At 72.1% G+C, this 26,388-nt stretch carries 27 protein-coding genes and 1 tRNA gene; 15 read left to right on the plus strand and 13 right to left on the minus strand.

What is annotated here, in order from left to right:
* The first annotated feature begins 110 nt into the window (after positions 1-110).
* Both OG627_RS28625 and OG627_RS28630 read left to right on the plus strand, forming a co-directional pair.
* Positions 111-569: a Crp/Fnr family transcriptional regulator gene (locus OG627_RS28625; RefSeq protein ID WP_329069920.1), complete on the plus strand. Its 459-nt coding sequence runs from the start codon at positions 111-113 to the stop codon at positions 567-569.
* 111 nt (positions 570-680) lie between these two features.
* Complete coding sequence (locus OG627_RS28630) at positions 681-1,391, plus strand: response regulator transcription factor (protein WP_329073060.1); 711 nt, start codon at positions 681-683, stop codon at positions 1,389-1,391.
* A gap of 45 nt (positions 1,392-1,436) precedes the next feature.
* Here OG627_RS28630 and OG627_RS28635 read toward each other — a convergent pair whose 3' ends face one another.
* Positions 1,437-3,176 (minus strand): GAF domain-containing protein, encoded by a 1,740-nt coding sequence (locus OG627_RS28635; RefSeq protein ID WP_443073555.1) that lies wholly within the window; start codon positions 3,174-3,176, stop codon positions 1,437-1,439.
* Between the two features lie 181 nt (positions 3,177-3,357).
* Between OG627_RS28635 and OG627_RS28640 the strand changes: the two genes are divergently transcribed.
* A complete protein-coding gene (locus OG627_RS28640; RefSeq protein ID WP_329069922.1) occupies positions 3,358-3,624 on the plus strand; it encodes a DUF1876 domain-containing protein in 267 nt (88 codons plus the stop codon).
* A gap of 37 nt (positions 3,625-3,661) precedes the next feature.
* On the opposite strand, the gene OG627_RS28645 is transcribed toward OG627_RS28640, so the two are convergent.
* From OG627_RS28645 to OG627_RS28660, 4 genes are all read right to left on the minus strand, one after another.
* A complete protein-coding gene (locus OG627_RS28645; protein ID WP_329069924.1) occupies positions 3,662-4,360 on the minus strand; it encodes a pyridoxamine 5'-phosphate oxidase family protein in 699 nt (232 codons plus the stop codon).
* 48 nt (positions 4,361-4,408) lie between these two features.
* Positions 4,409-5,455, minus strand: coding sequence for an alcohol dehydrogenase catalytic domain-containing protein (locus OG627_RS28650; protein WP_329069926.1), 1,047 nt, complete (start codon positions 5,453-5,455; stop codon positions 4,409-4,411).
* Between the two features lie 72 nt (positions 5,456-5,527).
* Positions 5,528-6,403: a universal stress protein gene (locus OG627_RS28655; RefSeq protein ID WP_329069928.1), complete on the minus strand. Its 876-nt coding sequence runs from the start codon at positions 6,401-6,403 to the stop codon at positions 5,528-5,530.
* Complete coding sequence (locus OG627_RS28660) at positions 6,400-7,083, minus strand: CBS domain-containing protein (RefSeq protein WP_329069930.1); 684 nt, start codon at positions 7,081-7,083, stop codon at positions 6,400-6,402. Before OG627_RS28660 ends, OG627_RS28655 begins: the two co-directional genes overlap by 4 nt.
* Positions 7,084-7,309: 226 nt before the next feature.
* Here OG627_RS28660 and OG627_RS28665 point away from each other — a divergent pair, with 226 nt between their 5' ends.
* The 3 genes from OG627_RS28665 (at position 7,310) to OG627_RS28675 (ending at position 9,968) form a co-directional block, all read left to right on the plus strand.
* On the plus strand, positions 7,310-8,323 hold the full coding sequence (locus OG627_RS28665) for an Acg family FMN-binding oxidoreductase (protein ID WP_329069932.1): 1,014 nt from the start codon (positions 7,310-7,312) through the stop codon (positions 8,321-8,323).
* A 62-nt stretch (positions 8,324-8,385) separates the two neighbouring features.
* Positions 8,386-9,282: a universal stress protein gene (locus OG627_RS28670; RefSeq protein WP_329069934.1), complete on the plus strand. Its 897-nt coding sequence runs from the start codon at positions 8,386-8,388 to the stop codon at positions 9,280-9,282.
* A gap of 5 nt (positions 9,283-9,287) precedes the next feature.
* The gene (locus OG627_RS28675; RefSeq protein WP_329069936.1) at positions 9,288-9,968 is read left to right on the plus strand and encodes a helix-turn-helix domain-containing protein; all 681 of its coding nucleotides are present in this window, start codon (positions 9,288-9,290) and stop codon (positions 9,966-9,968) included.
* Between the two features lie 495 nt (positions 9,969-10,463).
* On the opposite strand, the gene OG627_RS28685 is transcribed toward OG627_RS28675, so the two are convergent.
* The 4 genes from OG627_RS28685 to OG627_RS28700 form a co-directional block, all read right to left on the minus strand.
* A complete protein-coding gene (locus OG627_RS28685) occupies positions 10,464-10,739 on the minus strand; it encodes a universal stress protein (protein ID WP_329069939.1) in 276 nt (91 codons plus the stop codon).
* 142 nt (positions 10,740-10,881) lie between these two features.
* A complete protein-coding gene (locus OG627_RS28690) occupies positions 10,882-11,340 on the minus strand; it encodes a hypothetical protein (RefSeq protein ID WP_329069941.1) in 459 nt (152 codons plus the stop codon).
* Positions 11,341-11,427: 87 nt separating this feature from the next.
* The gene (locus OG627_RS28695; protein ID WP_329069943.1) at positions 11,428-11,874 is read right to left on the minus strand and encodes a hypothetical protein; all 447 of its coding nucleotides are present in this window, start codon (positions 11,872-11,874) and stop codon (positions 11,428-11,430) included.
* Between the two features lie 1,190 nt (positions 11,875-13,064).
* Positions 13,065-13,289 carry a helix-turn-helix domain-containing protein gene (locus OG627_RS28700; RefSeq protein WP_329069945.1) on the minus strand — a complete coding sequence of 75 codons (225 nt, stop codon included), beginning with the start codon at positions 13,287-13,289 and terminating at the stop codon, positions 13,065-13,067.
* Positions 13,290-13,469: 180 nt separating this feature from the next.
* Here OG627_RS28700 and OG627_RS28705 point away from each other — a divergent pair, with 180 nt between their 5' ends.
* Positions 13,470-14,375, plus strand: a complete 906-nt coding sequence (locus tag OG627_RS28705; RefSeq protein ID WP_329069946.1) for a hypothetical protein — start codon at positions 13,470-13,472, stop codon at positions 14,373-14,375.
* Positions 14,372-16,150: a hypothetical protein gene (locus OG627_RS28710; protein WP_329069948.1), complete on the plus strand. Its 1,779-nt coding sequence runs from the start codon at positions 14,372-14,374 to the stop codon at positions 16,148-16,150. Before OG627_RS28705 ends, OG627_RS28710 begins: the two co-directional genes overlap by 4 nt.
* A gap of 151 nt (positions 16,151-16,301) precedes the next feature.
* Here OG627_RS28710 and OG627_RS28715 read toward each other — a convergent pair.
* Positions 16,302-16,389: transfer RNA gene (locus OG627_RS28715), tRNA-Leu, on the minus strand.
* A gap of 233 nt (positions 16,390-16,622) precedes the next feature.
* Between OG627_RS28715 and OG627_RS28720 the strand changes: the two genes are divergently transcribed.
* The 4 genes from OG627_RS28720 (at position 16,623) to OG627_RS28735 (ending at position 19,692) form a co-directional block, all read left to right on the plus strand.
* Positions 16,623-17,948: a M20/M25/M40 family metallo-hydrolase gene (locus OG627_RS28720; RefSeq protein ID WP_329069950.1), complete on the plus strand. Its 1,326-nt coding sequence runs from the start codon at positions 16,623-16,625 to the stop codon at positions 17,946-17,948.
* 10 nt (positions 17,949-17,958) lie between these two features.
* Positions 17,959-18,372, plus strand: a complete 414-nt coding sequence (locus tag OG627_RS28725; RefSeq protein WP_329069951.1) for a phosphotransferase — start codon at positions 17,959-17,961, stop codon at positions 18,370-18,372.
* Positions 18,373-18,500: 128 nt separating this feature from the next.
* Positions 18,501-18,734 carry a chaplin ChpH gene (chpH, locus tag OG627_RS28730; protein WP_329069953.1) on the plus strand — a complete coding sequence of 78 codons (234 nt, stop codon included), beginning with the start codon at positions 18,501-18,503 and terminating at the stop codon, positions 18,732-18,734.
* A gap of 139 nt (positions 18,735-18,873) precedes the next feature.
* On the plus strand, positions 18,874-19,692 hold the full coding sequence (locus OG627_RS28735; protein ID WP_329069955.1) for a chaplin: 819 nt from the start codon (positions 18,874-18,876) through the stop codon (positions 19,690-19,692).
* Positions 19,693-19,828: 136 nt separating this feature from the next.
* Here the strand turns inward: OG627_RS28735 and OG627_RS28740 are convergent, their stop codons facing one another.
* The gene (locus tag OG627_RS28740; protein ID WP_329069957.1) at positions 19,829-20,017 is read right to left on the minus strand and encodes a DUF5703 family protein; all 189 of its coding nucleotides are present in this window, start codon (positions 20,015-20,017) and stop codon (positions 19,829-19,831) included.
* A 47-nt stretch (positions 20,018-20,064) separates the two neighbouring features.
* Here OG627_RS28740 and OG627_RS28745 point away from each other — a divergent pair, with 47 nt between their 5' ends.
* Positions 20,065-20,715: a hypothetical protein gene (locus OG627_RS28745; protein WP_329069959.1), complete on the plus strand. Its 651-nt coding sequence runs from the start codon at positions 20,065-20,067 to the stop codon at positions 20,713-20,715.
* Positions 20,716-20,814: 99 nt separating this feature from the next.
* Here OG627_RS28745 and OG627_RS28750 read toward each other — a convergent pair whose 3' ends face one another.
* Together OG627_RS28750 and OG627_RS28755 are read right to left on the minus strand one after the other, a co-directional pair.
* Entirely contained in the window at positions 20,815-23,145 is a 2,331-nt protein-coding gene (locus OG627_RS28750; protein WP_329069961.1) for a helix-hairpin-helix domain-containing protein, read from the minus strand.
* Positions 23,142-24,125: an aldo/keto reductase gene (locus OG627_RS28755; protein WP_329069963.1), complete on the minus strand. Its 984-nt coding sequence runs from the start codon at positions 24,123-24,125 to the stop codon at positions 23,142-23,144. The genes OG627_RS28750 and OG627_RS28755 overlap by 4 nt, the downstream gene beginning before the upstream one ends.
* 183 nt (positions 24,126-24,308) lie before the next feature.
* On the opposite strand from OG627_RS28755, the gene OG627_RS28760 reads away from it, so the two are divergent.
* Both OG627_RS28760 and OG627_RS28765 read left to right on the plus strand, forming a co-directional pair.
* Positions 24,309-25,361 carry an LLM class F420-dependent oxidoreductase gene (locus OG627_RS28760; protein WP_329069964.1) on the plus strand — a complete coding sequence of 351 codons (1,053 nt, stop codon included), beginning with the start codon at positions 24,309-24,311 and terminating at the stop codon, positions 25,359-25,361.
* 227 nt (positions 25,362-25,588) lie between these two features.
* Positions 25,589-26,374 carry a ferritin-like domain-containing protein gene (locus tag OG627_RS28765; RefSeq protein ID WP_329073065.1) on the plus strand — a complete coding sequence of 262 codons (786 nt, stop codon included), beginning with the start codon at positions 25,589-25,591 and terminating at the stop codon, positions 26,372-26,374.
* Positions 26,375-26,388: the final 14 nt, after the last annotated feature.

The raw sequence follows: 26,388 nt of genomic DNA on the forward strand, positions 1-26,388 counted from the left end.
TGGCCCCGCGCCGCCGCCCCGGTCGGCCCATGCGGCGGACACCGCCCGCGTCGGACGCTGGAAGCGACGTCCGGCACGAGGGATGATCCGCAGGAACCGAGGTGCGCGCCATGACCATGACGAGGTATGTGTTCGACCAGTTGCCGGCCGAGGGGCGTGAGAGGTTGCGGCGGCTGGCCGTGGACGTGTCCTTCCCGGACGGCACGCGCATCTTCGAGGAGGGCCGCTGGGCCGACCGGTTCTGGATCATCCGCCGGGGCCAGGTGGCGCTCGACCTGCATGTGCCCGGCCGGCACGCGGCCGTGGTGGGCACGCTGGGCTCAGGCGATCTGCTCGGCTGGTCATGGCTGCTGCCGCCGTACACCTGGCACCTGGGCGCCGAGGCGGTCCGACCGGTCGAGGCCGAGGAGTTCGACGCGACACTCGTACGGGCCCTGTGCGAGGCGGACCCGGTGTTCGGACGCGCCGTCTACCGGGGGGTCGCCGAGGTCGTGGCCCTACGGCTGCGGGCGAGCCGTACCCGCATGCTGGATCTCTACGGACCGCAGGGCAGCGGCCCGGCCCGGTGAAACCGCCCGGCGGGGTGCCGGGGACCGGTCGGCCCATGGCACGCCCCCGGAGACGGGGCCAGGATGGGACGGAGGCTGGTGGCCGGCCCCTTGACAGCGCGGAGGATCGACATGGACGAGGTGCGGGAGTTCTCACCGCTTCGGCCGGTCCGGGTGTTCCTGGTCGACGATCACGAAGTGGTCCGGCGCGGCGTGCGGGATCTGCTCGACGCGGAACCGGACATCAAGGTGGTGGGCGAAGCCGGATCGAGCGACCACGCGCTGGCCCGGGGGCCCGCGCTCCGGCCCGACGTCGCCGTTCTGGACGTACGGCTGCCGGACGGCGACGGGATCACCGTCTGCCGGGAACTGCGCTCGCGGCTGCCCGGCCTCGCCTGCCTGATGCTCACCTCGTTCGACGATGACGACGCGCTCCTCGACGCGATCATGGCGGGCGCGGCCGGATACGTCCTGAAGGAGATCAAGGGAGCGGATCTGGTGGCCGCCGTGCGCACGGTCGCCTCCGGCCGGTCCATGCTGGACCCGGCGACGACGGCCCGGCTGATGAACAGCCTGCGCGGCGGGGACCCCGAGGAGGAGCGGGAACCCGACGCGCTGAGCGGCCTGTCCCCCCGCGAACGGGAAATTCTGGACCTGATCGGGGAAGGACTGACCAATCGCCAGATCGGCGAGCGCCTCTACCTGTCGGAGAAGACGGTCAAGAACCACATCTCGCGACTGCTGGCCAAAATGGGCGTGGAGCGGCGGATCCAGGCCGCGGTCCTCGCCACCCAGGCTGTGCCGCACCCGGCGGACCCTGGCCACGGTTGCGCACCGCGCTGAACGCCGGGGTGTACGGGCGCGGTGCTGTACGCCGGGGGTACGGGCTCAGCGCGGACCCGTTGGAGCGACGGGGGTGACCGGAACCGTCCACATCAGCCGCGTACCACCCTCCTCCGGTGCGGTGACGGTCATCTCCCCGCCCAGGCTCCGCGCCCTGCTCGCGAGGTTCTCCAGGCCGCCGCGGTGGCCGCCCGGCGCGATCCCGGCGCCGTTGTCCGTGACCGTCAGCGTGAGCCGGCCCTCCCGTACGACCAGAGACACCTCCACGCCGGTGGCGTGCGCGTGCCGGGCGACATTGCTCAGCGCCTCGTTCAGCACGGCGACGGCGTGCTCGCCGGTCTCCTGCGGCACGTCCGTGTCAACGAGCCCCTCCATGCGCAGTGAAGGCGTGAAGCCGAGAGAGCGTACCGCCTGCTCCACCAGCAGAGTGATCCGCAGCCGCAGCCCCTGCCGCGCGCCTCCGGTGGTGTGGGAGCGCAGGCCGAAGATGGTCGATCGGATGATCTTGATGGTCTCGTCCAGGTCGTCCACCGCGCGCAGCAGCCTCTCCCGCGCCGCCGGGTGGTCGACGAACCGTACGGCGCTCTGGAGCGTCATCCCGGTGGCGAACAGCCGCTGAATGGCGAGGTCATGCAGGTCGCGGGCGATCCGGTCGCGGTCCTCCAGGAGCGTGAGCTGCTCGGCGGAACGCCGTCGCCCGGCCAGCTCCATGGCCAGCGCGGCCTGCCCGGCGAAGGCGAGCAGCGGCGCCGTCCCTGCCTCGGTGAACGGGGGGCCGCCGCGTACCCGGGCCAGCAGCAGTACGCCCCGCGCCCCGTCGTCGGCGATCATCGGCACCGCGACGGCCGGCCCCAGTCCCGCCCACCTCGGCGGCCCGGCCGAGATCCTCGGGTCGTGCTCGATATCGGCGCTGACCAGCGGGCGCCCCGCGTGGAGGGCGGCGCCGACGAAGGAACCCTCCCGGGGCAGCACCAGGCCGTCGTGGGCGTCGGCTTCGACCCCGGTGGCCAGCACGACCCGCAGCACGTCACCGGCGTGGTCGGGGAGCGCCAGCACGCCCAGGTCCGCGGCCAGGATGCGGCGCGCGTGGTCCACGATCAGCGGCACCACCCGTGTCTCGTCCGCGCCGGAGAGCAGACTCGCCACGATCTCGGCGTTGGCCTCCAGCCAGCGCTGCCGGTCACGGGCCCGCTCGTACAGGCGGGCGTTGTCGATGGCCACGCCGGCGGCCTCGGCCAGCGTGGTCAGGACGGTCTCGTCCTCACCGTCGAAGTCCCGGCCGCCACGCTTCTCGGTGAGGTAGAGGTTGCCGAAGACTTCGTCACGCACCCGCACCGGCACTCCGAGGAAGGAGCGCATCGGCGGGTGGCGGGGCGGAAAACCCTGTGACGCCGGATGGCGGTCCAGTTCCCGCAGCCGCAGCGGCTCGGGGTGCCGGATCAGTTCGCCGAGAAGCCCGTGGCCCTCGGGAAAGTGTCCAATGACCCGGGTCTGCTCCTCGGTGAGGCCGACCGGTACGAACCGGGAGAGCGTGGTGTCCTCCCCGATGACGCCCAGCGCGCCGTACTCGGCGTCGACCAGGACCACGGCGGCCTCCACGATGTGCCGCAGCACCTGCGCCAGATCCAGCTCACGCCCGATCGAGAGCACGGCCTCCAGCAGGCTCTGCGCGGACTCGGGGGCGTCGTGCCGCACGGCGTCCAGCCGCGCCCGCAGCTCGTTCGGCAGGGCATCGCCCCGCCGGACAGTGCCCGCGTCAGGACCGGGGCTCGCGTCGTCGCCCACCGTTTCCTCCGCCCAGGTCGCCGGCCCGGATGACGTCCGGCCCTCGACACCGGGCCTCCTTCCAAGGTAGCGACCATCGGTATCCCGGCATCCCGGACCCGACCGGCCCTACCCCGACGCGAGGTGGACGCGAAGACTCGATGGTGAGTCCCCGAAGCCAGTGACGGCGGGAGCGACAGCCATGCGCACCAAGCAGTGGTCCGTGCAGATCTGCCTCACGGAAGACGACGACAACACCAGGGCCAGGGCGGTCCTGACTACCGACGACACCTCGCACATCGCGGGGAACGGAGCTGCCCGGCGCAATCCGGTCGACCGCGCGGTCCCGGAGATCGGCGACGAACTCGCGGCCAGCCGCGCGCTGGAGGATCTGGCCATTCGCCTGCACGACGTCGCCTCGGACGACATCGTCGAACTGGCCGGTCCCGCTCACCCGACCATGGTGTGACTGGAAGCGTGCCACTCTCCGTCCATGACCACGGCCGTCAGCGGCTGCGGCGCGCGAGAATCCGGCGTCCGGTGATCTGCCGGGGAGCGACAGCGATCCACAGTCCGCGCTCGCCGCCCGCCCACGGCGTGGTGTGTGCCTTCTCCTCCAGCCGGAGCACCTGCCCCGGGTCGGTGACCACCTGTGCGTCGCCGACGACCAGAACGCTCCATCCCTGGCTGAACGCGTCGTCGATATGGTCCACCTCGAAGGCGACCGACCGGCCCACCGCCGCTGAGGGCGGGGCTCCCGGTGCCGTACGGTATGCCACCAGGTCACCGTCGACCGTGTAGTTCACCGGGAAGACCGCCGGATCATCGCCGACGGTCACCACCACTCTCCCCACCCCGTGGGTCGACAGCAGCCCATGGCACTCCTCGGAACTCAGCGTGACCAGTTCCGGCACAAGGCCCGCCCGGCCGATCCCGGCGGGAAGATCGGCCGCGGCACCCGCCAGCTCTCCGACCGTGGTCTCCAGCGCGTCCGCGAGACGCAGCAGGAAGCCGGTTCCGGGCGCTGCCGATCCCTCCTCCACGTACTGGATGTATCCAGGGGCCGAGCCGGCGCGCAGCGCCACGTCCTCGCGCGTGAGCCCCAGCTCCTTCCGCCGTGTCACGATCCGCCGGCCCAGGTCGGACCGGTGCGTGGCCGAGCCCTCGGGGGCTCGCGCCGGGGTTTTCCCCGGGTTCTCCGGCATGGTGTCCACCTCTCCTCGGGCCGCCTGCGTTACGTAGGGGCACCTCTGTCACGCGGCGGAACGTTCCAGGACGACCTTCAGGGCTCCGCTGTCCGACGGAGCGGAGAACACGCCGTACGCCTCCTCCATCCGGTCCAGTGCGAAACCATGTGTGACCAGCGACGCGGTGGGCAGCCGGCCCGCGACCGTCATCCCCAGCAGTGTGGGGGTGGAGAAGGTGTCCACCAGCCCGGTGGTCAGCGTGAGGTCCTTGATCCAGAGGTCTTCGAGATGGAGCACCGCAGGTTTGCCGTGGACCCCGATATTGGCGACGTGCCCGCCGGGGCGCACCATCCGGGTGCACATCTCGAAGCTCTCCGGTACGCCCACCGCCTCGATGGTCACATCGGCTCCGGTGCCCCCGGTCAGTTCGGCCACCAGGCTCTCGGGGTCCTCGGCGGCGTTCACCACGGCGTCGGCACCGAGCCGGCGCGCGTGCTCCAGGCGGGAGGGGGCCAGGTCGATCGCGATGATCCGGCCGGGGCTGAACAGTCCGGCCGTCGCGATCGCGGCCAGTCCGATGGGTCCCGCGCCGACCACGACGACGGTATCGCCGGGCCGCACACAGCCGTTGAGCACTCCCACTTCGTAGGCGGTCGGGAAGATGTCGGCGAGAAGCACGGCGTCCTTGCTCGCCAGGGCTCCTGGCAGCGGATGGACGCTGAGATCGGCGAAGGGCAGCCGGGCGTATTCGGCCTGCGTCCCGTTGATCAGATGGCCCAGTACCCAGCCCCCGCCGCCGAGGCACTGCCCGTAGCGGGCCTCACGGCAGAACCGGCAGCGCCCGCACGCCGAGATACAGGAGGCCAGCACCCGGTCCCCGGGGCGTACGGTACGGACATCCCGCCCCACCTCGACCACCTCGCCCACGGCTTCGTGCCCGAGCACGGTGCCGGGGGCGACTTCCGGGACGTCCCCCTTGAGGATGTGCAGATCCGTGCCGCAGATGGTGACGGCGTCGACCCGGATGATCGCGTCGGCCAGGTCCTTGATCGCGGGGTCGGGGACATCGTCCCAGGAGGACTGTCCGGGACCGTGGAAGACAAGTGCCTTCATGATGTACCTCCTGTACGCGTACGGGGGCGACCCGGCCTCTCCTGCGCGGGTGCGACCAGGTGCTGTGGCTCCTCATCCGTGCGGGACGATCATCACGGGGCACGCCGCGTGGTGCACGGCCGCCGAGAGAACATGCCCGACCCTCGGTGCGAAAGCGGGTCTGGTCCTGCGGCGGCCGGCGACCAGGAGTCCGGCACCCACGGCGCCCCGGACCACCGCGCGTGCCGGGCTCTCCATCGCCACGGTGCTGGTGGTGGGCACGTCCGGGAACTTCTCGCGCCAGGGCCGCAGGGCCTCGGCGAGTTCCTGGCGGGCGTCCTTCGCCGTCTCCTCGGCGATGTCCGGATCCTGGCCGCGGCGGGTATACGCGTGGGCGGGCAGGAGATTCCTTCCGTGGACGGCGCGCAGCGCGACACCGCGCCGGGACGCCGTCTCGAAGGCGAAGGCGAACAGTTCGTCGCAGGGGCCGTGCAGTCCCAGCGCCACCACCACATCGCCGTCGTCCGTGACGGGCGCCGTGTCCTCCCGGGCGCGGACGAGGGCTGTCGGGATGTCGCAGCGCGACATGACGCTCAGGCCGATGTCTCCGAGGAAGTAGCTGGCCAGTGGGGCCATGTCCCGGGAGCCGAGGACGAGCAGCTCGGACTCCGCGGCTGCGTCCAGGAGGGCGTGCACCGGGTCCTGGGCCACCAGATCCTCGACGACGGGCAGCCCCGGGTGGTGCTCCTCGACGATGCCGAGCGCCTCCCGCAGGATGTGCTCGGCCCAGTAGTTCTGGCCGGACGGCCGATCCGGCCGGATCGACTCCGCCGGTTCGGCGGACAGCAGCACCCACGCGTGGAGCAGGCGCAGGGTCGCGCCGCGGCTCTCGGCCTCCTGCGCGGCCCAGTGAGTGGCGGACAGCGATTCCGGTGAGCCGTCCAGGCCCACGGTGACGACGGGGTTCATGACCGGTCCCCTCGGGCACGGGAGGCGCCGTCGTCGTCCGCCGGGTGCGTGAGTTCGTGGGAGACGGAGACGACGCCGTCGACGCTCGCGCACAGCCGTACCAGCACCGGGATCAGACGCTTCTCCGTCACCGTGCCGCGCAGCGTCACCTGGCCCTCCTTGACATCCGTCGTGACGGCGCCGGGTGCCAGCCCCAGCGTTCCGGACAGGACGTCGTGGGAGATCTCCTCGCGGATGGCGTGGTCCTGCCGCAGGAACACCCGCAGCAGATCAGCGCGGCTGACGATGCCCAGCAGCCGGTCCGCCTCGTCCACCACGGGCAGCCGTTTGACGTTCTGCACCGCCATGAGACGGGCGGCCTCCACGACGGTCCAGTCGGGGCGCGCGCAGATCACCGGAGCGGACATGATCTCCCCGGCGGTACGCCCCTCGGCCCTGGCACGCTCCCACGCCTCCAGGTGCGGCAGAGGCGTCAGCCCCGACGGGTCGGGCCGGCCGGCTGCTTTGCGCAGCAGATCGGCCTCGGACACGATGCCGGCCGGTCGCCCCGCCTCGTCGAGTACCGGCACGGCGCTCACCCCGTTGTCCGACAGCGCCCTGGCGATCTCCTTGAACGGTGTACCGAGCCGTACGCTCACCACATCGCGGGTCATGAGTTCACCGATTCTCCGGTGTTCCATGTCCTCACTCCCTTCCCAGCCACGGACCGTGGGACCCTTCCCGGCCACGGACCGTGGGAGCCGTGGCTTCCCCTCCAGGGTCCGCGCCACCGCGACCGTGCGGCATGAGCCACTCGGCCCCAGCGAGGGCCGGTAGGTCTCGCGACGGGGACCCACCGGCCCCTGCCCGGATCCCCACCCCGACACCACGCTGGAAGGCAAGGACAGAACCACCCGGGAGGCCCCCGTGCTCGCACAAGGACTGGACGTGACGGCAGTGGCCGGTCTCGTGTCCGACGCCACAGCCGCGCCGTCGATGCACAACGCGCAGCCGTGGCGGTTCCGCTACGCGACGGGCAGTGGCACCTTCGCGCTCTTCGCCGATCCCGGGCGCGTCATGCCGTACGCGGACCCCACCACGCGCGGTCTGCACATCGGCTGCGGCGCCGCCCTGCTGAACCTGCGGGTCGCTGTCGCGCATGCGGGCCGGAACCCGGTGACGGCACTCCTGCCCGACCCGGCCGTTCCGGAGCTGCTGGCGACCGTACGAACCGGGGCGCCACCGGCCGCGTCCCCCGCCGCGCCGCCGAGCGCGGCACCCGGCGCGATGGCAGTCCTGTACCCGGCCATCCGCGACCGTCATACCAGCCGCTACCCCTACACCGGCCAGGAGATACCGCAGGACGTCCGCGCCGCGCTCCACAACGCCGCGCGCGAGGAGGGCGCCGAACTCGCCTTCCTGCGAGAACCCCACCTTCAGGCGGTACTGGATCTGACCCGCGACGCGAAGGGCTACGACCTCATGGACGCCGACAAGAGCGCCGAGACGGAACGCTGGACCCGGGACGCCCATACCGAAGCACCCACCGACGGGGTACCGGACTACGCCTTCGGACCGCGCAAGGCGGCCGGCGGGGCCCCCACCCGTGACTTCGCGGGCCGGACCGCGCACCCCGGCCGCCCGCTGGCCGACTTCGAAAAGCACCCCCGCCTCGCACTGCTGAGCACAGCCGCCGACGAACCGGCCGACTGGCTGCGGGCGGGGCAGGCGCTGGAACGTGTCCTTCTGCTGGCCACCTTGCACGGGCTGGTCGCCTCCTTCGCCACCCAGGCCGTCGAACGCCCCGACCTGCGGTGGCTGCTGCGCGACCCGCTCACGGGCGCCGGCCACGCGCAGATGGTTCTCCGACTGGGCTACGGCCCCCGGGGACCCAGCTCGCCGCGCCGCCCCGTACAGGAGGTGCTGACGATCGAGGACTGACCGGCACCGGCCGGCTGTTTCACACAAAGGCAGGGAAGGCGGTGGGAGCGATGGAGCTCCCCGTGGTCGTGGGAATCGACGGATCGGAAGGCAGCCTGTGGGCGGTCGACTGGGCAGCCGCCGAAGCGGAACGTACCGGCCTGCCGCTCCGCCTGGTCCACGCGTCACTCTGGGAACGCTACGAAGGAGTGTGGCCAAGCCGTGGCCCGGACCGCCCCTCCGAGCAGATCTACGCCGAGAACCTCGTCGCCTCCGCCGCGCAGCGGGTCAACCAGCTCGCCCCCGACGTGAAGGTGTCCACCGACGTACAGCCCGAGGACCCGGTGGCGGCCCTCCTGGCCGAGAGCCGGGAAGCCACCCTGCTCGTGGTGGGACCGCGCGGCCACGGCACGGTCGCGGGCATGCTCCTGGGCTCCGTGGGTCTGGCGGTCGCGGCGCGGGCCCGCTGCCCGGTCGTGGTGGCCCGCGGCGAGGAGCCCAACCGGCGGGGCGCCTTCCAGCGGGTGGTCCTGGGCGTCGGGGAGTCCACCGGGTCCACCTCCGCCGCGCACTTCGCCTTCCGCGCGGCCCGCGCGCGGGGCTGCGAACTCCTCGCCGTACGCGCCTGGCGCAGCCCCGCCCGCGAGAACATGCCGTACCCGCAGCCGGGCGGCGCGCAGGAGAAGATCTGCCGCCGTCAGGCGGAAGAGAGCCTGGACCGGGTCCTGGGCGTCGTCCTCGCCGCCTACCCGGAAGTGCTCCCGCACCGGAAAGCCGTACAGGGAACGGCACACCAGACACTGCTGGAGGAGGCGGCCAGCGCCGATCTGCTCGTGGTCGGTGCCCGGCGGCGGCACGGTGCCGTCGGCCTCCAGCTCGGACGCGTCAACCACGCGATGCTGCACCATGCCCCGTGCCCGGTCGCCGTCGTTCCGGCGGTGAGCCTGTCAGCGGAGACCGACCACGAGATGAGGACGTGACCACCATGTCCAAGCAGGAAACCGGCCTCGGCGCACGGATCACCGCCCGCCGTGAACAACTGGGACTCACCCGCGAGACAGTGGCCGAACTCGTCGGATCCGCCCCGGGCTACCTGCGGTACGTGGAGGAGGGACAGGTACTCCCCAGCACCGGGCTCACGCTGCGGCTGGCCCACGCGCTGGACACCACGGCCGACGCGCTGACGGCCGCCTGGCCGAACCCCTCACCACACCACACCGGCGGTAACACGACCGGCAGCGACAGCGACACGCGAACACCGCGACTCGAACTGCTGAGCCGGGACGAGTGCCGCGCTCTGCTGCCGTCGCAAGGAATCGGCCGACTGGCGATCCGGACCCGGACCGGACCCGCGATCATTCCACTCAACTACCTGTACACCAGCGGCAATTTGGCGTACCGGACGGCCCCGGGCAGTGCCGCCGCCTCGGCGGCCGAGCAGGAGGTCGTGTTCGAGGTCGACCATGTCGACGAGACGTCACATCAGGGCTGGAGCATCAACATCGTCGGTGTCGCCCGCGCCGTGACCGGCGATGCTGCCGCTCGCGGACTCGACCAGCTCGCCCGGACGATGCCCTGGGCCGGCGGCGGCCGCCGCCAGTGGCTGTCCATCGTTCCCATACGCATGACAGGCCGGCGCATCGAGTTGCGGGCAACGGCCGGCTGACGTCGCGTCCGAGCGCCGGTCCGTCAGCGAGGGACCAGAACGACCGGGTGGGTGACAGGCCCCAGCGGTGAATCGATCCGGTGAGCGGGCCTGCGGCGGACGCCTCGACCAGCGCCCCGGCGACGGACCAGGCCCGGACGGCCTCCTCCGTGATCACGAGGTCCGGAAACTCCTCCCGGACAGGGGCGACCGTGCGAACCGTCGCGGCGGTCTCCAGCGCCGCCATGCCGCCCACGTCCGGCGGGAACGTCCAGACGCTCACCACCCGCAGCGAGGACCCGCGCAGCACCGCCGTCCGTGCCGTCGCCAGTACGACACCTGCCGGGGCCTCGGCCGCATCCCGTACGACGACGACGGGCCCGTGCGCGCGAGCGGCGACGCGGAGCCCGACCGACCCCAGGAGGAGGGCGGCGAAACCACCGCGTCCCCGAGAGCCGACCACGATCGTGCCGCCGTCGGCCGCTTCCAGCAGGCTCTCCGCCGGCTCGTCCCGGCTCAGCCTGTGGTGACGGCCACCCCGGGGTACCGCTGCGACACCCGCGCCACCGACTCGTCGAGCACCCGCTCGGCGGCATCGAGGATGGAACGAGAACGGTCGTAGGCCAGATACCCGGCCTGCTCGACGCCGATCGCGTGCACGACGGTCAGAGGCTGCTCGCGCGCCGCGGCCTCACCCGCTGCCCACAGCACACCCTCCGCCGCCGTCCTCGAACCGTCCGTACCGACGACAACCGGCCCGAACCCAGGTATCCCCTGACTGACACCGCTCATGACATTGCCTCCTGCCGGCGACGACCCTGGAAGGCGCCGCTTTCCCCACCCTGCCCAGAATGGGGGGCCTTGAGGGAGTGCCACCGGGGCCAGACTGCGGGGCCGATGGGCCCACCACCCTGTACAGGTCCCGTTCACATGCTCAGGCGGGCGTGGTGGGCGGGATACGGAACAGGATGTGCCGGGCCTTGCGTTGGACTTCTTCGAGCAGGCCCTGGTCGGCCAGGTCGCGCAGAGCCCGGCGGACGTTCCGGCGCGAGAGAGCGCCGAGAGCCGCGCGGACGTCTTCGGCTGACCACAGCCGGCGTGGGGCTTGGCCCATGAGAGCAAGGATTTTCCCGGTGTCCAGTGCCTCCGCTGTCGGGGAGGGTGAGGGCGGGGCCGGTGCGGTGGTGCCGGGGGCGACCGTCAGGTCGGGTGGGTTGGTGACCAGTTCGTCCCACATCTGCCCCAGGCGGGGAATGTCGGCCACCGTGTCACGCAGTCGCTCGTACATCCGCGCCTGGGCCGCTGCCGCTTTGGCGCGGCGGTCGAACTCCACCCGCAGGGCCTCCGCGTCGGCCGGGGTCTTCACATCGCACCAGGACCGAAGAGTCTCCACGACGGGCACGGTAAGCCGCGCCCCCCGTCCGCGCAAAGTCGTTCGCCCCTCCCGTCCCCCGTACTGGTGAAGGTCCGCACACGGCTGCTACCACTCCAGGGCCTGCCGCCCGTCGGGCAGAACGCCCTGGAGGTAGCCGTCGAGGAAAGCCGGGAGTTCGGCTGGGCGGGTGGCCGCCTCCCCGGCGAGCAGCCGTGCGAGCGGCCACCAGGCCGTACCGGGGCCGGCGGGCGGACGCGGCGTGCCGGGCGGCAGCATGACGAGGAGGAGCCGCCGCTCGACGCGGCCGGGGTCCGCCGCAGCAGGGGTGCGTACCCAAGGAGTCCCCACGGTCCGGGCGACCTGCGCGTCCGGCAGGCCCCACCATCGACGGGCGGCGATGCGGGCAGCGGTGTGGCAGGACTGTCCGGCACGCACCCCGATCTCGGGGGGCTGCCAGAAGAGGATGTGATCGTGCAGCAGCACTCCGGCCGGTGAGCGGTCCACGAGGGCCAGGCCGGCCACGCCGCGCGGCCGGATAGCGGAGAGTTCCATGACGGCCACTCTGCGCGCATGCTATTGAAATGGCATCCCAAGGGATGCGTCCGTGTGGGCCCGGGGGTTGCGGACCGACCCTCGACAGGCGCCTCGCGTATCGCCGGAAGCCTGCGGATTCCGTATTCCCTGTGGGTTGCGCGCGTCGTCGCGGTGAGGGTGCGGTCACTCATCAGGGTGGCGGGAGGTGATTGCGTGGTCGCAGAACGTGACCGGAGCCTTAGGGTGTTGCGCATGGACAGGATCAGCCTGACCTGGGAAGCCGCGCTGGCCGATCCGCCAGCCGCCGCGGCGTTGCTCAGGGGGCTCGAAGAGGGGGCCGAGGCGTACATCGTCCGGTCGCGCACGCTACGTCAGTGGCTTGAAAACGTACCGCCGTTGCCCACGGTCCCGCCCGGCGGCCGGCGTCCGCCTGATCCTGGCGGCAGAACATCGCCCGACCCGCCCGGCGAACCGTCGGACGGCGGCGGGAGCGGCGCGGCCTCGCCTGCCGGAGGGCAGAAGCGCGGGCCGGGTGGCAACCGTGACACGTCCCGCCCGTCGGCAGGATGTGACGCGCCGGCGCCCCCGCCGGGCGAGGGCGCCGGCGGTGACAGTGAGCGCGGCGGTGCGGGGTATGTCCCACCCCCGCGTCAGGTCGACGGCCCGAAGGCAGGGGCGGAGCCGACGCTCTACGAGCGGGTGGAATCCATCCTCACGGGGTTCAGGCCCGGGGCACACCTGACGGCCCGCAGTGTCGCTTCGGAGATCGGCCACGACAACTTGCGAAGTCTGCGGCCCATCCTGGATCAGATGACCAGCCAGGGGCTGCTGGTGAAGACCGAACTCCACCCGCGCGCCGTGGTCTACCACCGCCCCGAGTCGACCCGGCCCCCGAAGGAGGCACCCACGAGCTGACCGTGCTCGGGAACGGGGACGGGCCGCCGCCGATGTAGGAGTTGGCGACGGCCCTCAACGGCCCCGGACCTGAGCAGACCTCTTCTCACAGTGGCCCGCGTCCCGTCGAACGACGGAACAGCGGGCCCGTCACCGCGGCCCGGCCGTTTCCGGCACCATAGCGCGAACATCGCGCCATGCCGCCAGGTTCGGCCGTGCCGTCATCCCTACGGGTGGCCGCCGGAAATGGGCCCGCCCGGCCAAGGACGGCTTTGATGGCACCGCCTTCTCCCGCGCCGCACAGGCGCACCACCTCACACACCCCGCCCCGGCCACAGGTCGCACTCCAGCGCCCGCTCCAGACTGGCGATGGTCAGCAGGTCCGGCCAGACCCGCCCCTCCATGACATTGGCGATCGTCAGCCTGCTGACCCCGCTGCGGCGGGCCAGTTCGGCCACCGACCATCCGGTGCTCTCCAGAGCGCAGGCCAGCGCGAGGGCCAACGCCTGGGCGACCTTGGCGCCGTGATGGTCAGTCAACGCGGCTCGCGGCCAGGGCCCGGCCTGAACGAATCCACGGGGGCGGACGGAACGGCTGTCTCCTTGGGGCACGCGCCCCAGTCTCACCCATCCGGATCTCCCAGGTCGCACGGCATCCCCCAGCACCCAGCATGGTATTCCAATAGCATCCCTTCCGGGGTGTTTGTCTGGAGGATGCTGATGGAGCGTCGTATCGCTCAGTACCGGCCCGTCAACGCGCCACCGGCCTGGGAACACGTCGCCGACGAGGTCCGCGCCACCGTCTCGCGCGCCGCACCCCTCACCACCCACCGCGCCCGGGACCTCCTCACCGCCCTGACCCGCCTCGCCGTCTTCGCCCACCAGTTGGGCATTCCCGCCGATGCCCGGCGCTGGCTGGAGCCGTCCATGGTCGAGCACTTCACCGCGACGGGCTGCCTGAATGTGAAGAAGTCCTGCCGTGCGAACTACCGGGCCTGCCTCACCACGATCCGCCACGCCGTCTACGGCCCGGACCTCCCCGGCGGCCGCCCCGTAGCGCTCGGCGCCTCCGACCCCTCCCAGCCCTACACCCCCCACCAGAAAGCCGGACTGTGGGCCTGGGCCGGCGGCCAGTCCACCGACGAACTACGCAGGGGCCTGCGCCTCCTGCTGGCACTCGGACTCGGCTGCGGACTCGACACCTCCGAAGTCATCCCGCTACGCGGCCCCGACATCCGTGTACTGGACGACGGCACCTGCGTCCTGGCCGTCCGCGGCAGACGCGCGCGCCTGGTCATCTGCTCACGGCCCTACGAACGCACGCTCGCGGACGCGGCCCGCCACGCCCAGGAGCGGTTCCTCTTCCGTCCCGGCTGTTTCGCGCGCAAGAGCAACACCATCACCGATCTCGTCTACCGAACCAACCAGGACCCGCGGGTGCCGCGCCTGGTCATGGGCCGCTGCCGCGCCACCTGGCTGGTGGAACGCATGAACGTCCCCATCCCCCTGCCCGTCCTGCTCGCCGCGGCGGGCCTCGACTCGCTCCACGCCCTCTCCCGCCTCCTGCCCTACCTCGCAGGCACCAGCGCCGAGCAGGCCCACACCGTCCTCAGGGAGATGCCGTGACCACAGCCCGCACCCCGCGCCCCGGCCACTGCGCCGGCACACCCACCTGGCTGAAGCAGCTGCGCGAGCGCCGCCAGAGCGTCAGGGCCGCCGAATTCACCCGCGCCCGCCAGTTCGTCGACCGCTCCGGCATCATCCCTCTGCTGCACCACGCACAGCAGCGCGCCCGCAAATCCCCCGCAGGCCGCACCCGCACCATCAGCCTCCACGCCCTGTTCATCGCCATGACCCTCGACTCCTGGCGCAACCAGGGACGCGTCGTCCTCGCCGAGGTCGCCGACATCCTCGCCCAACAGCTCACCCCCGCCACCCGCGCCCAACTCGCCCTGCCCGCCTGGCCCGACGACGCAGCCGGCTTCGAAGCCGCCTACCTCGCCGTACGGCGCGCCTTCCACGCAGCCGAAGCGGTGATGGACCCCTCCCCACTGCCCAAACACCGCCTGACGCGCGCCGCCGCACTGCGCATGGAGCAAGAGGCAGACCCGGAAGGACTCGCCGCACGCCGCCGCCTGCTCGTCGAGATCACCAACCGCCTCCTCGAAGCCTCCCTCGCCCCCGCCAGGCCCGTCATCGAAGAGTTCTGGGACGGCTCGGCCGCCGTGGATGCCACCCCGATCCGCACATTCTCACGCGGCGTCAGCACCACCGCACCGCACACCTCCACCGACCCCGATGCCGCCTTCTACGTCCGCGAAGGCAACCACCGCGACCCCGCCGACACACCCACCGGCACCGGGAAGCCGAAGAAGGCCAAACGCATCCTCTACGGCTACGAAGCCACCCTCGTCGTCACCGGCGCCACCTCCACCACACCCCGCGGCGGCACACCCCCACCAACCCACACGGACGACCTGCGGCTGCCCGCCCTCACCCTCGCCTTCACCCTCCACAAACCCGGCCACGACCCGGCAGGCAACGCCGTCACCGCCCTGCGCAACATCGCCCGGCGCGGCTACCAACCCGGCTGGCTCGCCGCCGACCGCGCCTACAACGCCGCCAAGCCCGAGGACTTCCACATCCCCGTCCGTGACCTCGGCTACAAACCCGTCTGGGACTACCGCACCGACCAGCTCGGCATCCAGGAATCCCACGCCGGCGCTCTCCTCATCGACGGCACCTGGTACTGCCCCAGCCTTCCCGAACCCCTCATCACCACCACCGCCGACCTCCTGGCCAAGAAGATCGACCAGGCCACCTGGCACACCCGCATCCACGCACGCGCCGCCTACCGGCTGCGCCCCAAAGCCGCCCCCGACCAGCGCGGCGCCCGCCGCATGCTCTGCCCCGCCGCCGGCACCCACCCCACCGTCGCCTGCCCCCTCAAAGCGCGCAGCCTCGGCAAGGGCCACCACCTGCCCGTCGTCGACATCACCCCCACCCCCGCAGGACCGCCCGAGATCTGCCGCAAACAGTCACTCACCTTCGCCCGCGACACCGGCATCCGCTACTGGCAGGAACTCGACCACGGCCTCGCCCCCTGGGTCCACCACTACTTCCGCCTGCGCAACCGCGTCGAACACTTCAACGCCTACGCCAAGGACCACGAAGCCATCGAACGCAGCCGCACCCGCCGTATCCGCGGCATCGCTGCCCAGTCGCTCCTCCTGGCCTTCCAACTCGCCCACGCCAACCACCGCAAACTCGCAAGCTGGCTTGACACCCTCCAGACAGGCGACCTCCCCGCCCGCCGCCGGTCCTCCAACCGCCACACACTCAAGAACCCCCACCACTGGACCCCCAACGGCTACCTCCCCAACCCAAGCCCCGAAAGCTAACTCACCCCACCCCACACACCACACCTGACCAGCACAAACACATCCGGCCCTCTGCGAACCCACAGAGGGCCAGATCACGTCCACCACAACAACAAAGCCGGTCAAAGCGACATAGCGTCGCTTTGACCGGCTTCATTTGGTCGGATGACCTTGGTGTCCGAGGGGGGACTTGAACCCCCACGCCCGATAAAGGGCACTAGCACCTCAAGCTAGCGCGTCTGCCATTCCGCCACCCGGACCAGGTGTCTGCCGGGCCGCCCTGGGGCGTTCCGACGTGGAAAACCATAGCAAACATTCGGGGGTGCCCGATCACGGCCCGGTCCTGGTCCGGTCCTGGCCCGGTCCTGTGTGACGGGCGTGTGACGGGCGGGGTCCGGCCTTGGGCGCCGGAGTGGATCGCGGGAGTATGTGAGGGACCAGCAGCCCGGGACCGGGCCGAGGACCACCAGTGATGACCGTGGGAGTGAGCAGCGTGAGCGAGCCGAACGCGGGCAGGACCGTTTCGGGCGAGGACGAGGTCGTCGACCTCTGCCGTGATCTGATCCGGATCGACACCAGCAACTACGGCGACCACTCGGGACCCGGGGAACGGGCCGCCGCCGAGTACGTGGCGGAGAAGCTCGCCGAGGTGGGGCTCGAACCGCAGATCTTCGAGTCGCACAAGGGCCGCGCCTCCACCGTCGCCCGGATCGAGGGCGAGGACCCCTCCAAGCCGGCCCTGCTCATCCACGGGCACACCGATGTCGTCCCGGCCAACGCCGAGGACTGGCGCCACCATCCCTTCTCCGGTGAGATCGCGGACGGCTGCGTGTGGGGCCGGGGCGCGGTCGACATGAAGGACATGGACGCGATGACCCTCGCGGTCGTACGGGACCGGATGCGCAGCGGTCGCAAGCCCCCGCGCGACATCGTGCTCGCCTTCCTCGCCGACGAGGAGGCGGGCGGTACGTACGGCGCGCGGTTCCTGGTCGACAAGCACCCCGGGCTCTTCGAGGGCGTCACGGAGGCGATCAGCGAGGTCGGCGGCTTCTCCTTCACCGTCAACGAGAACCTGCGGCTCTATCTGGTCGAGACGGCCCAGAAGGGCATGCACTGGATGCGGCTCACGGTGGACGGCACCGCGGGCCACGGCTCGATGACCAACAACGACAACGCGATCACCGAACTGTGCGAGGCCGTGGGGCGGCTGGGCCGGCACCAGTGGCCGGTGCGGGTGACCAAGACCGTACGGTCGTTCCTGGACGAGCTGTCCGACGCGCTCGGCACCCCGCTCGACCCGGAGGACATGGACGCCACGCTCGCCAAGCTCGGCGGTATCGCGAAGATGATCGGCGCCACCCTGCGCAACTCGGCGGCGCCCACCATGTTCGGCGCCGGCTACAAGGTGAACGTGATCCCCGGCCAGGCCACCGCCCACGTCGACGGCCGGTTCCTGCCGGGGTACGAGCAGGAGTTCCTCGCCGACCTCGACCGGATCCTCGGCCCCCGGGTCAAGCGCGAGGACGTACACGGCGACAAGGCGCTGGAGACCAGCTTCGACGGGAAGCTGGTGGACGCCATGCAGACGGCGCTCTCGGCGGAGGACCCGATCGCGCGGGCCGTTCCCTACATGCTGTCGGGCGGTACGGACGCCAAGTCCTTCGACGACCTCGGCATCCGCGGCTTCGGCTTCGCCCCTCTGAAGCTGCCGCCGGAGCTGGACTTCGCCGGGATGTTCCACGGCATCGACGAGCGGGTGCCGGTGGACGGCCTCAAGTTCGGTGTGCGCGTGCTGGACCGGTTCATCGACCACAGCTGACGAGCGGCCGGTGCGTCCGCTGTCGCACGGCTGCACCAATCGCACGGCCGGTGACGGGGCCGTCGTGGAGAAGACCTACGACGGCCCCGATTCCGCCCTGAGGCTCGACCGCGAACGGCTCCCGCTGACCCGGCTGCGCGGCCGGCTGCCGGTGCCGCCCGTCCTCGGGGCGGACATCCGCACCCTCACACTCGGCTTCGTCCCCGGAACGCCCGGACAGGAGCTGCTGGACGCGGGGCACGCGGCCGCGGTCCTGCGGGCGTGCGGAGAGGTCCTGAGCCGTATCCACGCCACGCCGACGGACCGGTGCGCGTGGTTCGAGAGCTTCTGCCGGCGGTGGGATCCGGACGGGCCCGGGGTGCGGCTGTGGCGGGAGCGCGCCCGGATCACCGCCGGGTGGCGGGGGCGTCCGACCGCTCCGTAATTCGCCAGCGTGTGCGTATGCACCGCAGAAGAGTGAATGCCGCCAAACGGTCGTAGCCTCCTTGATCCTTCCTCGTTACAGATGTGCGGTCCGCGGCTGGGGCCGCATGTGCTCTCCAAGGAGGAAGAATGATCAAGAAGGTCGTCGCTGCTGCGGCTGTCACCGGTGGTCTCGTGCTCGCGGGCGCGGGCATGGCCGTCGCCGACTCCGGTGCGCAGGCCGCCGCCGTCGGTTCCCCCGGTGTGCTCTCGGGCAACGTTGTCCAGATCCCCGTTCACGTTCCGGTGAACGTGTGCGGCAACACCATCAACGTGATCGGGCTGCTGAACCCCAGCTTCGGCAACGTCTGCATCAACAAGTGACGTCGTAGCTCTCGCCCGTGAGGGTCTGAGCCCGGCCCCGGCCCCGGAGCGCGCGCCTTGCGCTCCGGGGCCGCTGGGCATCCTGCCCCGGCACCGATGCCCAGGGCAGTCACCAAGGCAGAAGGCAGGGATCGAAGCAATGAGGCAGGTCACGCGCAAGAGCCTGATCACCGTGGCGGCGGCGGGCGGCGTGCTCGCCCTCGGCGGCGGCTACGCGCAGGCGGACGCCGGAGCCGGTAGCACCGCGGCGAATTCTCCGGGCGTGCTGTCCGGGAACAACGTCCAGGTGCCGGTGCACGTTCCGGTCAATGTGTGCGGCAACACCGTCGATGTCGTCGGGGTGCTCAACCCGGCTTTCGGCAACAAGTGCGCCAACACGTCGGGCAAGCCGTCCGGCGGATACGGTGACGCGCACGGCGGCGGCGCCCACACCACTCCGGCACACGGCGGCTCCCACGAGGGCGGCTCGCACCCCGGCGCCACGCACACCGTGCCGGCCGGCGGCTCGCACGCGGGCGGGTCGCACGCCGGGAGCGGTACGGCCAACTCGCCGGGCGTCGGCTCCGGCAACAACGTCCAGGTGCCGATCGACATCCCCATCAACGCCTGCGGCAACAGCATCGACGTGGTCGGGCTGCTGAACCCCACCTTCGGCAACGGCTGCGCGAACGTCGAGTCGCCCGTCACCCCGCCGCCGGTCCAGCCCGAGAAGCCCGGTGAGCCCGGCACCCCGGGCAAGCCCGGTGAGCCGACCGAGCCGCGCACCGTCCCGCCGGCTCCGCACACTCCGAACACCCCGGAGACGCAGACCGTCGCGCAGCCGGAGACCAAGCCGGAGGCAGAGAAGGAGCTGCTCGCGTCGACCGGTGCCGGTGGCCTCGGCATCGCGATCCCGGTGGGCGCCGGCATGCTGCTCGCGGGCACCATCCTCTACCGCCGCGCCCGCGCCTCCGCGTAGTCGGACGCAGGCGGGGAGAACGCACGCGGCGCGGACACGGCACGCACCGGCCGCTCTCGCGGTCAGTGGCCGTGGTCGGCGTCGCGAGAGGACACCAAGGGCGGGCTCCGCAACAGCGGGGCCCGTTCCGCCGTGCTCACCAGGTGGCGCGCACCTGGCGGATGATGCGCCGGCGCAGCCGCACTCTGCGGCTGCCGTCCCGGTGCAGACTCAGACGGTCCAGTTCCCAGTGCCCGTACTCGGCACGATCGGTGAGCAGACGGGCCGCATCCTTGCGGGAGACCCCGCGCGGCACGTACACGTCGACAAATTCGTATTCCGGCATCGCATCTATTGTGCGGGCAGAGCCCCGGTACGGATAGCGTCTGCACTATGTCTGATGCTGCGCAGCCCACCGCTGCCGAGGTACGCGCTGCCGCCGAGGCGGTCAAGGCCGCCCTGGACCGCCACCTGGCAGCGGTCGAACACCGTACGGGCGAGGACGACCCGGCGGTCTCCGACGCGTTCAACGCCCTCGCCGTCGCCGCCGAGGTCTACGACGAGCGGCTCTACAACCGTTACGACGAGGTCACCCCCTTCGAGATCCCGGACCCGGACGACTCCCTGCCGCCCTACAACGGTCCCGAGGAGCCCAACGCCCTCAGCGTGCTGATCCGGCGTGACTACGCGGTGGCGGAGCCGCAGCGGCTGCTCGCACAGGCACAGCGCATCGCCGATGTGGAGCGCGACAGTGACACCGGAGCCGTGGTGGGCGGCAGTGTGCACGCCGCGCTCGGAGTGCTCTTCGGCGAGTACGAACCGGACGAGATCGCCTCCCGGCACAAGGAATTCGGCCTCGAAGAGGGCGATTCCACACTCTGGGTCGCGGCGGCGGACGAACTCTCGGAACCGGGGGAGTGGCTGTCGGCCCCCTTCGAGCAGGCGGACCCCCAGCAGGTGGTGTGCCGGTTCGACGTCAGCGCGGTCTTCGACGAGGACGACCTCGACGCGGACCTGGACGACCTGGAGGAACAGGACGCCTGACGGCTCCGGCGGCATCCGCGCGGGGCCGCCGGTCCGCCGCCCTCCCGCCGGTCCGCCCCCCCGGGGCACGGCGCGCCCGGGAGGGGCCGGCGCCGGGCATCACCCCGGCTGTGCCGCCGGAGCCAGCAGCGCTTCCAGCAGCGGACGCAGCCGGGTGGTGCGGTCCTCTGAGGGGATGTCCGCCACGGCGCGGGCCAGCGCCTGGTCGACGCCGTGGACCACCGACAGATGGCGCTCGCCCCGGCCGAAGGCCGTGTAGACCCAGGGGCGGCTGAGACCCGGCGCCGCGTCGCCCGGGAGTACGACGACCGCCGCGGGCCAGCGCATCCCCGCCGCCTGGTGCGCGGTGAGGGCCCAGCCGTGGCGTACGGCCGACTCGACGCGGTCCCGGGGGACGACGACAGCCTCGCCCGCGCAGTCCAGCCGCAGCCCCTCGGCGTCCGCCGAGAGCACCGTGCCGCGAAGGGTCCGGCCCGGCGCCGGTACGTAGGCGACGCTGTCGCCCGGGTCGAAGCCGCCGAACGCGCCGGGACCCGGATTGAGCCGCTGCTTGAGGGCCGCGTTCAGGGCGCGCGTACCGGCGGAGCCGCCATGGCCCACCGTGATGACCTGCGTCTGTCCCGGCTCCACGCCGAAGGCGCGCGGCACCGACTCGGCGACCAGCTGCACCGTGCGGTGCACGGCCTCGCCCGCGTCACGGACCGGGACGATCACCACCTCCTTGCCGGGCGCCTCGACCTGGTTCAGCTCGCCGATGCCGATCCCCGACACCAGCTCGCCCACCGGTCCGGGATCGGGGGTACGGGAGGCGACGCGCGGACACACTCCGGCCGCGAGCAGATCCCCGAACACCCGGCCCGCTCCCGCCGACCACAGCACCCCGGGATCGCCGCTGAGCACGAGCCGGGCGGCGTCCGGCAGCGACTCCACGAGCATCGCGGCCGTCTCCACGTCCAGCTGCGGCGCGTCCAGCACCACGAGGAGGTCCAGCGCGAAGGCGCCCTCGGCGTCCCGCCCCGGGCCCTGGGCCCCGGCGAGCAGCCCGGCCACGGTGACCGCGCCGACGTCGGCGCCCAGCCGCGCTCGGCCGTTCTCGCTGTGGACCGCGACGAGCGCGCGCAGCCCGAGAGCGCGCGCGGCCATGGCCAGGGCGACCGGCTCGGCGCGCGCCGCCTCGCCGCCGGTGTGCAGCACGAGCGCGTGGCCCGCGACGGCGCGGATCAGCTCGGCCGCCGAGGGGGAGGGGGCCCCGGCCGCCGCCTCGGCCCAGGACTCCCCGGCGGCGCCGGAGACTTCCTGGCCGGTCTTGATCAGCCGCGCGAGCCCGTCCGCGAGGCTCTCCTCGGCGAGCGCGTACCGGTCGAGTCCCAGCAGCACCGAGGCCGGCGCGTGGTCCGTGGCCGCCTCCGGGCTGTCCTCCTCGCCGGGGGCCGACTCCGTACCGTCGTCACCGTCCTGCGCACCGTCCTGGAAGACCAGCACGGCCCCCTCGGCGACGGCGTGCCGCACCGCCGCGTCCGGATCGGGCACCGCGTGCCCGGCGAGCGCCTCGCGCACCGAGGACGCCTCCAGCGCGGTGTGACCGCGCAGCGCGGCGCGCTCCAGCAGCCGGCCGACGAGCGCGGCGGCCCTGCGCTCGTCACCGGGGCCGCACGCCGCCCCCAGCAGCGCCCGGGCGAATCCGTCGGCCTGCTCAGGCCGTACCCCCGGAGCGGAGAGCAGCAGCCACGGGTTCTCGCGGAGCGCGTCGGCGGCCCGCTCCCCGAGCGCGTCGCACAGCTGCCCGGCGAGCGCCTCCGGGGCGCCGCCCTCCCCGAGCACGGCCCGGACGGCGGCCATGGCCTCGGGCGGTGTGGCCCGCGCCCCGGACGAGGCAGCCGCGGAGTGGACGGGGGCATGGTCCTGGGCGCCGGCCGAGGAGGGCGCGGAGACGTCCCCCGGGGCCCCGGGGGACGCCTCGGGCCGCGGCGGGCCGACGGGGGCCTCGGGAGCCCGCTCGGGCGCCGCACGCGCCAGCAGGGACGGATCCACGGGGGCGCCGCTCTCCATGGCCCGTACGGCGGCGAGCAGATCGGCGGCCTGTCCGCTCAGCTTCGTCCCGGCGGGGATCGGCCCCTCCTTCTCCGCCTTCCGCCGCTCGATCCGCTCCCGCAGCTCCCGCTGCGCGGCCAACTCGGCCGCGGCCTCCGACAAGGCGGCCGCGGCCTCGGCGTCGTCCCCGGACTTCTCCCCGGCGGAGCCGGTATCCCCGGAGTCGGCGCCATCGGCGTCCGTGCCACCGGGCTCCGTACCGTCGCCGCCGTTCGCAGCCTCGCCGTTCGTACCTTCGTCGTCCGGCGCGGGCTCGGTGGCGTCGTCGGCGGCCCGGTCGGCGGGCTCGGGCACCGGCTCGGCCTCCGCCACGGCGGCGGGGTCGCGGTCCGTACTCACAGCGTGCTCCAGTCCTGATCGGGATAGCGGTGCACGGGCGCCGACACATCGTCGAGCGCCTGGCAGATCTCGTCAGGAAGACTAAGGCTCTCCACTGACAACGCGGCCGTGAGCTGCTGTGCGTTGCGCGCGCCCACGATCGGCGCCACGACCCCGGGGCGGTCCCTGACCCAGGCCAGCGCCACCTCCAGGGGCGTCGCTGCCAGCCCCTCTGCGGCCGTCACGACGGCGTCCACGATCCGTCGCGCCGCCTCGTCCAGATAAGGCTCGACGAACGGCGCCATCTGCTCGGACGCGCCCCGCGAGTCCGGCGGTGTGCTGTGCCGGTACTTGCCGGTGAGGACCCCGCGGCCGAGCGGGGACGAGGGCAGCAGCCCGACCTCCAGGTCGCTCGCTGCGGGCAGCACCTCGCGCTCCACTCCGCGCTGGAGCAGTGAGTACTCCATCTGGGTGCTGGCCAGCCGGGTGCGTATCCCGGGCGCGGCGAGCTGCCAGGTGGCGGCCTTGGCCAGCTGCCAGCCGCAGTAGTTCGACACCCCCGCGTATCTGGCCCGGCCGCTGGTGACCGCGATGTCCAGCGCGCTGAGGGTCTCCTCCAGCGGTGTGTCGGTGTCGAAGGCGTGGATCTGCCACAGATCCACGTAGTCCGTCCCCAGCCGCTCCAGCGACGCGTCCAGCGCGGAGAGCAGATACCCCCGCGACCCGTCGAAGCGGCGGTACGGATCGGGCACACTGCCTGCCTTCGTCGCGATGATCAGATCCCGGCGCGGTACGAGCCGTTCGACGAGGCGGCCGAGCAGATATTCGGCCTCCCCGCCGCCGTACACGTCCGCCGTGTCGATCAGCGTGCCGCCGACTTCCCAGAATGTCTTCAACTGGTCGGCGGCGTCGTGTTCGTCGGTGTCCCGTCCCCAGGTCAGGGTGCCGAGCCCGATCCTGGACACACGCAGGCCGGTACGGCCGAGATGCCTCTGCTCCATGGCCGTTGAGATTACTGGCCATGGCACCACGCCGAGAGAGCCTGTGGACAACGGGGCCCTGACGGATGCCGGGACGGCGCGCTAGAGTCCCGCACACAGGGACGTTACTCATCGGTAATCAGTGCCCGTTCATCGGGTCATCGGCTCATCGGTGTCTCATCGGTATTCGGCAAGGGAGTGGCTATGCGGCTCGGCATCAACCTCGGTTACTGGGGCGCGGGGATGGACAGCGACAATCTCGCGGTCGCGCAGGAGGCGGACCGGCTCGGCTACGACGTCTGCTGGGCCGCCGAGGCGTACGGCTCCGACGCTCCGACCGTCCTGAGCTGGGTCGCCGCGCAGACCGAGTCCATCGACGTGGGGTCCGCGATCCTCCAGATCCCGGCGCGCCAGCCGGCGATGACGGCGATGACCGCGGCCACCCTCGACTCCCTGTCCGGCGGCCGGTTCCGGCTCGGCCTCGGTGTCTCGGGACCGCAGGTCTCCGAGGGCTGGTACGGCGTGAAGTTCGACAAGCCGCTGGCCCGCACCCGGGAGTACGTCGAGATCGTCCGCCGGGCCATGAGCCGCGAACGGCTCTCCTACGAAGGCGCGCACTGGACGCTGCCGCTGCCCGGCGGCCCCGGCAAGCCGCTGAAGCTCACCGTCCACCCGGAGCGCGAGCACATCCCGCTCTACATCGCCGCGATCGGCCCGAAGAACCTGGAGCAGACCGGGGAGATCGCCGACGGCGCGCTGCTGATCTTCCCCTCGGCGGCGCACCTGGAGGAGACGGCGATCAGCCATCTGCGGGCGGGCCGCGCGAAGGCCGGGCTGACCATGGAGGGCTTCGACGTCTGTCCCACCGTCCCGCTCGCGGTGGGCGAGGACGTCCACGCGCTGGCCGACACGTTCCGCCCGTACACCGCCCTGTACGTGGGCGGCATGGGAAGCCGCAGCCAGAACTTCTACAACCGGCTCGCGGGGAGCATGGGGTACGAGAAGGAGGCCGCGGAGATCCAGGACAAGTACCTCTCCGGCGACAAGGACGGCGCCGCGGCCGCCGTACCGCACCAGCTGATCGACTCGACCACGCTGCTGGGCACGGTCGACCGGATCGCCGACCGGATGCGGGAGTACGCCGCCGCCGGCGTCACCACGCTGACCCTCGCCCCGGCCGGCTTCACCCTCGACGAGCGGCTCAACGCGCTGCGCGTCGGCACGCAGGCCCTGGAGCGGGCCGGCCTGGCCTCATGAGTCCGCGGCCGTGGTGGGGGCTCGGGGTGTCTTCCCCGCCACGGCCGTCGCTTACAACAACGCCTCCGGGTGCCGTCGGTTACGCGCCGGACGGATCCCCGTACTCCTTCTTTCGGCTCAGCGGAACGGCGCACCTGTTGCCGGTCGCCCCGTACCCCTCTTGACTCGATGTCCGGGGGTCTGTTCGGGGTCTGTCCCGATGGATGGCGGCGATGGAGGCGGCAGTGGTGCTCTCGGCCCGGAGTCTGTTCCAGGAGATCCTGGACAACGACCGTTCCTACCGGCTGTTCTGCTCCATCGCGGCCAGCGGCGAGGCCCAGGGCGGCTGGGAGAACAGCCGGATCGCCGCTCTGGTGCCCGCGTCCATGCGGGACCTCGCCCCCAGGATCACCCGGCACGGCACGGACGAGGACAAGCACGGACGGATCTTCGACGCCCTGCTGCGCAAGCGCCGCCTCGACCCCGTCGAGGTGCCGCCGGAGACCGACTACACGATGCTGCTGGAGCGGCGGGGCATCGGGCTCACGCACGTCAAGCTGCGCGGGGACCGGCCGTTGACCGAGGAGGACGTCGTCGTCTACCTCGCGCACAGCCGGATCACCGAGCAGCGGGCCTCCGACCAGATGAGGATGCTGGTCAGGTACTTCGGTGACCATCCCGAGGTCGGCAGGGCCGTCAGGGCGATCAGCGCCGACGAGGACAACCATCTCGCCTACTGCAACGAGGAGCTGCTGCGGCTGGCGCGGGCGGGCCGGGGCCCGCTGATCCAACGGGTGCTGCGCGAGTGCGCCCTCGCCGAGATCGAGGTCTACCGGGAGGTGAGCCTCGCCGTGATGGACCGGATGGGCCGCCTCCTGGGCTGGCCGCCGCCCAAGGCGGCGCTGCTCGCGGCGGGGATCCGCGCGATGTACGGGTACGAACGCCTCGTCGGCTGGCGCCGGATGGTCACGCTCAGGATGCCGGAGCGCCGCGACCCCCTCGGCCGTCCCGCGGCCGCGGCCCCGGTCTTCTGAGCGGCTCACGCGAC

The organism is Streptomyces sp. NBC_01429 (assembly GCF_036231945.1).
GTDB lineage: Bacteria > Actinomycetota > Actinomycetes > Streptomycetales > Streptomycetaceae > Streptomyces.

Bases quoted from the DNA above. Each gene is read 5' to 3' on its own strand.
- OG627_RS28685 (WP_329069939.1), bottom strand. From the start codon at position 10,739: ATGAGCGGTGTCAGTCAGGGGATACCTGGGTTCGGGCCGGTTGTCGTC.
- OG627_RS28675 (WP_329069936.1), top strand. From the start codon at position 9,288: ATGTCCAAGCAGGAAACCGGCCTCGGCGCACGGATCACCGCCCGCCGT.
- OG627_RS28745 (WP_329069959.1), top strand. From the start codon at position 20,065: ATGTCTGATGCTGCGCAGCCCACCGCTGCCGAGGTACGCGCTGCCGCC.
- OG627_RS28655 (WP_329069928.1), bottom strand. From the start codon at position 6,403: ATGAACCCCGTCGTCACCGTGGGCCTGGACGGCTCACCGGAATCGCTG.
- OG627_RS28640 (WP_329069922.1), top strand. From the start codon at position 3,358: ATGCGCACCAAGCAGTGGTCCGTGCAGATCTGCCTCACGGAAGACGAC.
- OG627_RS28650 (WP_329069926.1), bottom strand. From the start codon at position 5,455: ATGAAGGCACTTGTCTTCCACGGTCCCGGACAGTCCTCCTGGGACGAT.
- OG627_RS28760 (WP_329069964.1), top strand. From the start codon at position 24,309: ATGCGGCTCGGCATCAACCTCGGTTACTGGGGCGCGGGGATGGACAGC.
- OG627_RS28625 (WP_329069920.1), top strand. From the start codon at position 111: ATGACCATGACGAGGTATGTGTTCGACCAGTTGCCGGCCGAGGGGCGT.
- OG627_RS28755 (WP_329069963.1), bottom strand. From the start codon at position 24,125: ATGGAGCAGAGGCATCTCGGCCGTACCGGCCTGCGTGTGTCCAGGATC.
- OG627_RS28630 (WP_329073060.1), top strand. From the start codon at position 681: ATGGACGAGGTGCGGGAGTTCTCACCGCTTCGGCCGGTCCGGGTGTTC.
- OG627_RS28695 (WP_329069943.1), bottom strand. From the start codon at position 11,874: ATGGAACTCTCCGCTATCCGGCCGCGCGGCGTGGCCGGCCTGGCCCTC.
- OG627_RS28660 (WP_329069930.1), bottom strand. From the start codon at position 7,083: ATGGAACACCGGAGAATCGGTGAACTCATGACCCGCGATGTGGTGAGC.
- chpH (WP_329069953.1), top strand. From the start codon at position 18,501: ATGATCAAGAAGGTCGTCGCTGCTGCGGCTGTCACCGGTGGTCTCGTG.
- OG627_RS28705 (WP_329069946.1), top strand. From the start codon at position 13,470: ATGGAGCGTCGTATCGCTCAGTACCGGCCCGTCAACGCGCCACCGGCC.
- OG627_RS28735 (WP_329069955.1), top strand. From the start codon at position 18,874: ATGAGGCAGGTCACGCGCAAGAGCCTGATCACCGTGGCGGCGGCGGGC.
- OG627_RS28645 (WP_329069924.1), bottom strand. From the start codon at position 4,360: ATGCCGGAGAACCCGGGGAAAACCCCGGCGCGAGCCCCCGAGGGCTCG.
- OG627_RS28740 (WP_329069957.1), bottom strand. From the start codon at position 20,017: ATGCCGGAATACGAATTTGTCGACGTGTACGTGCCGCGCGGGGTCTCC.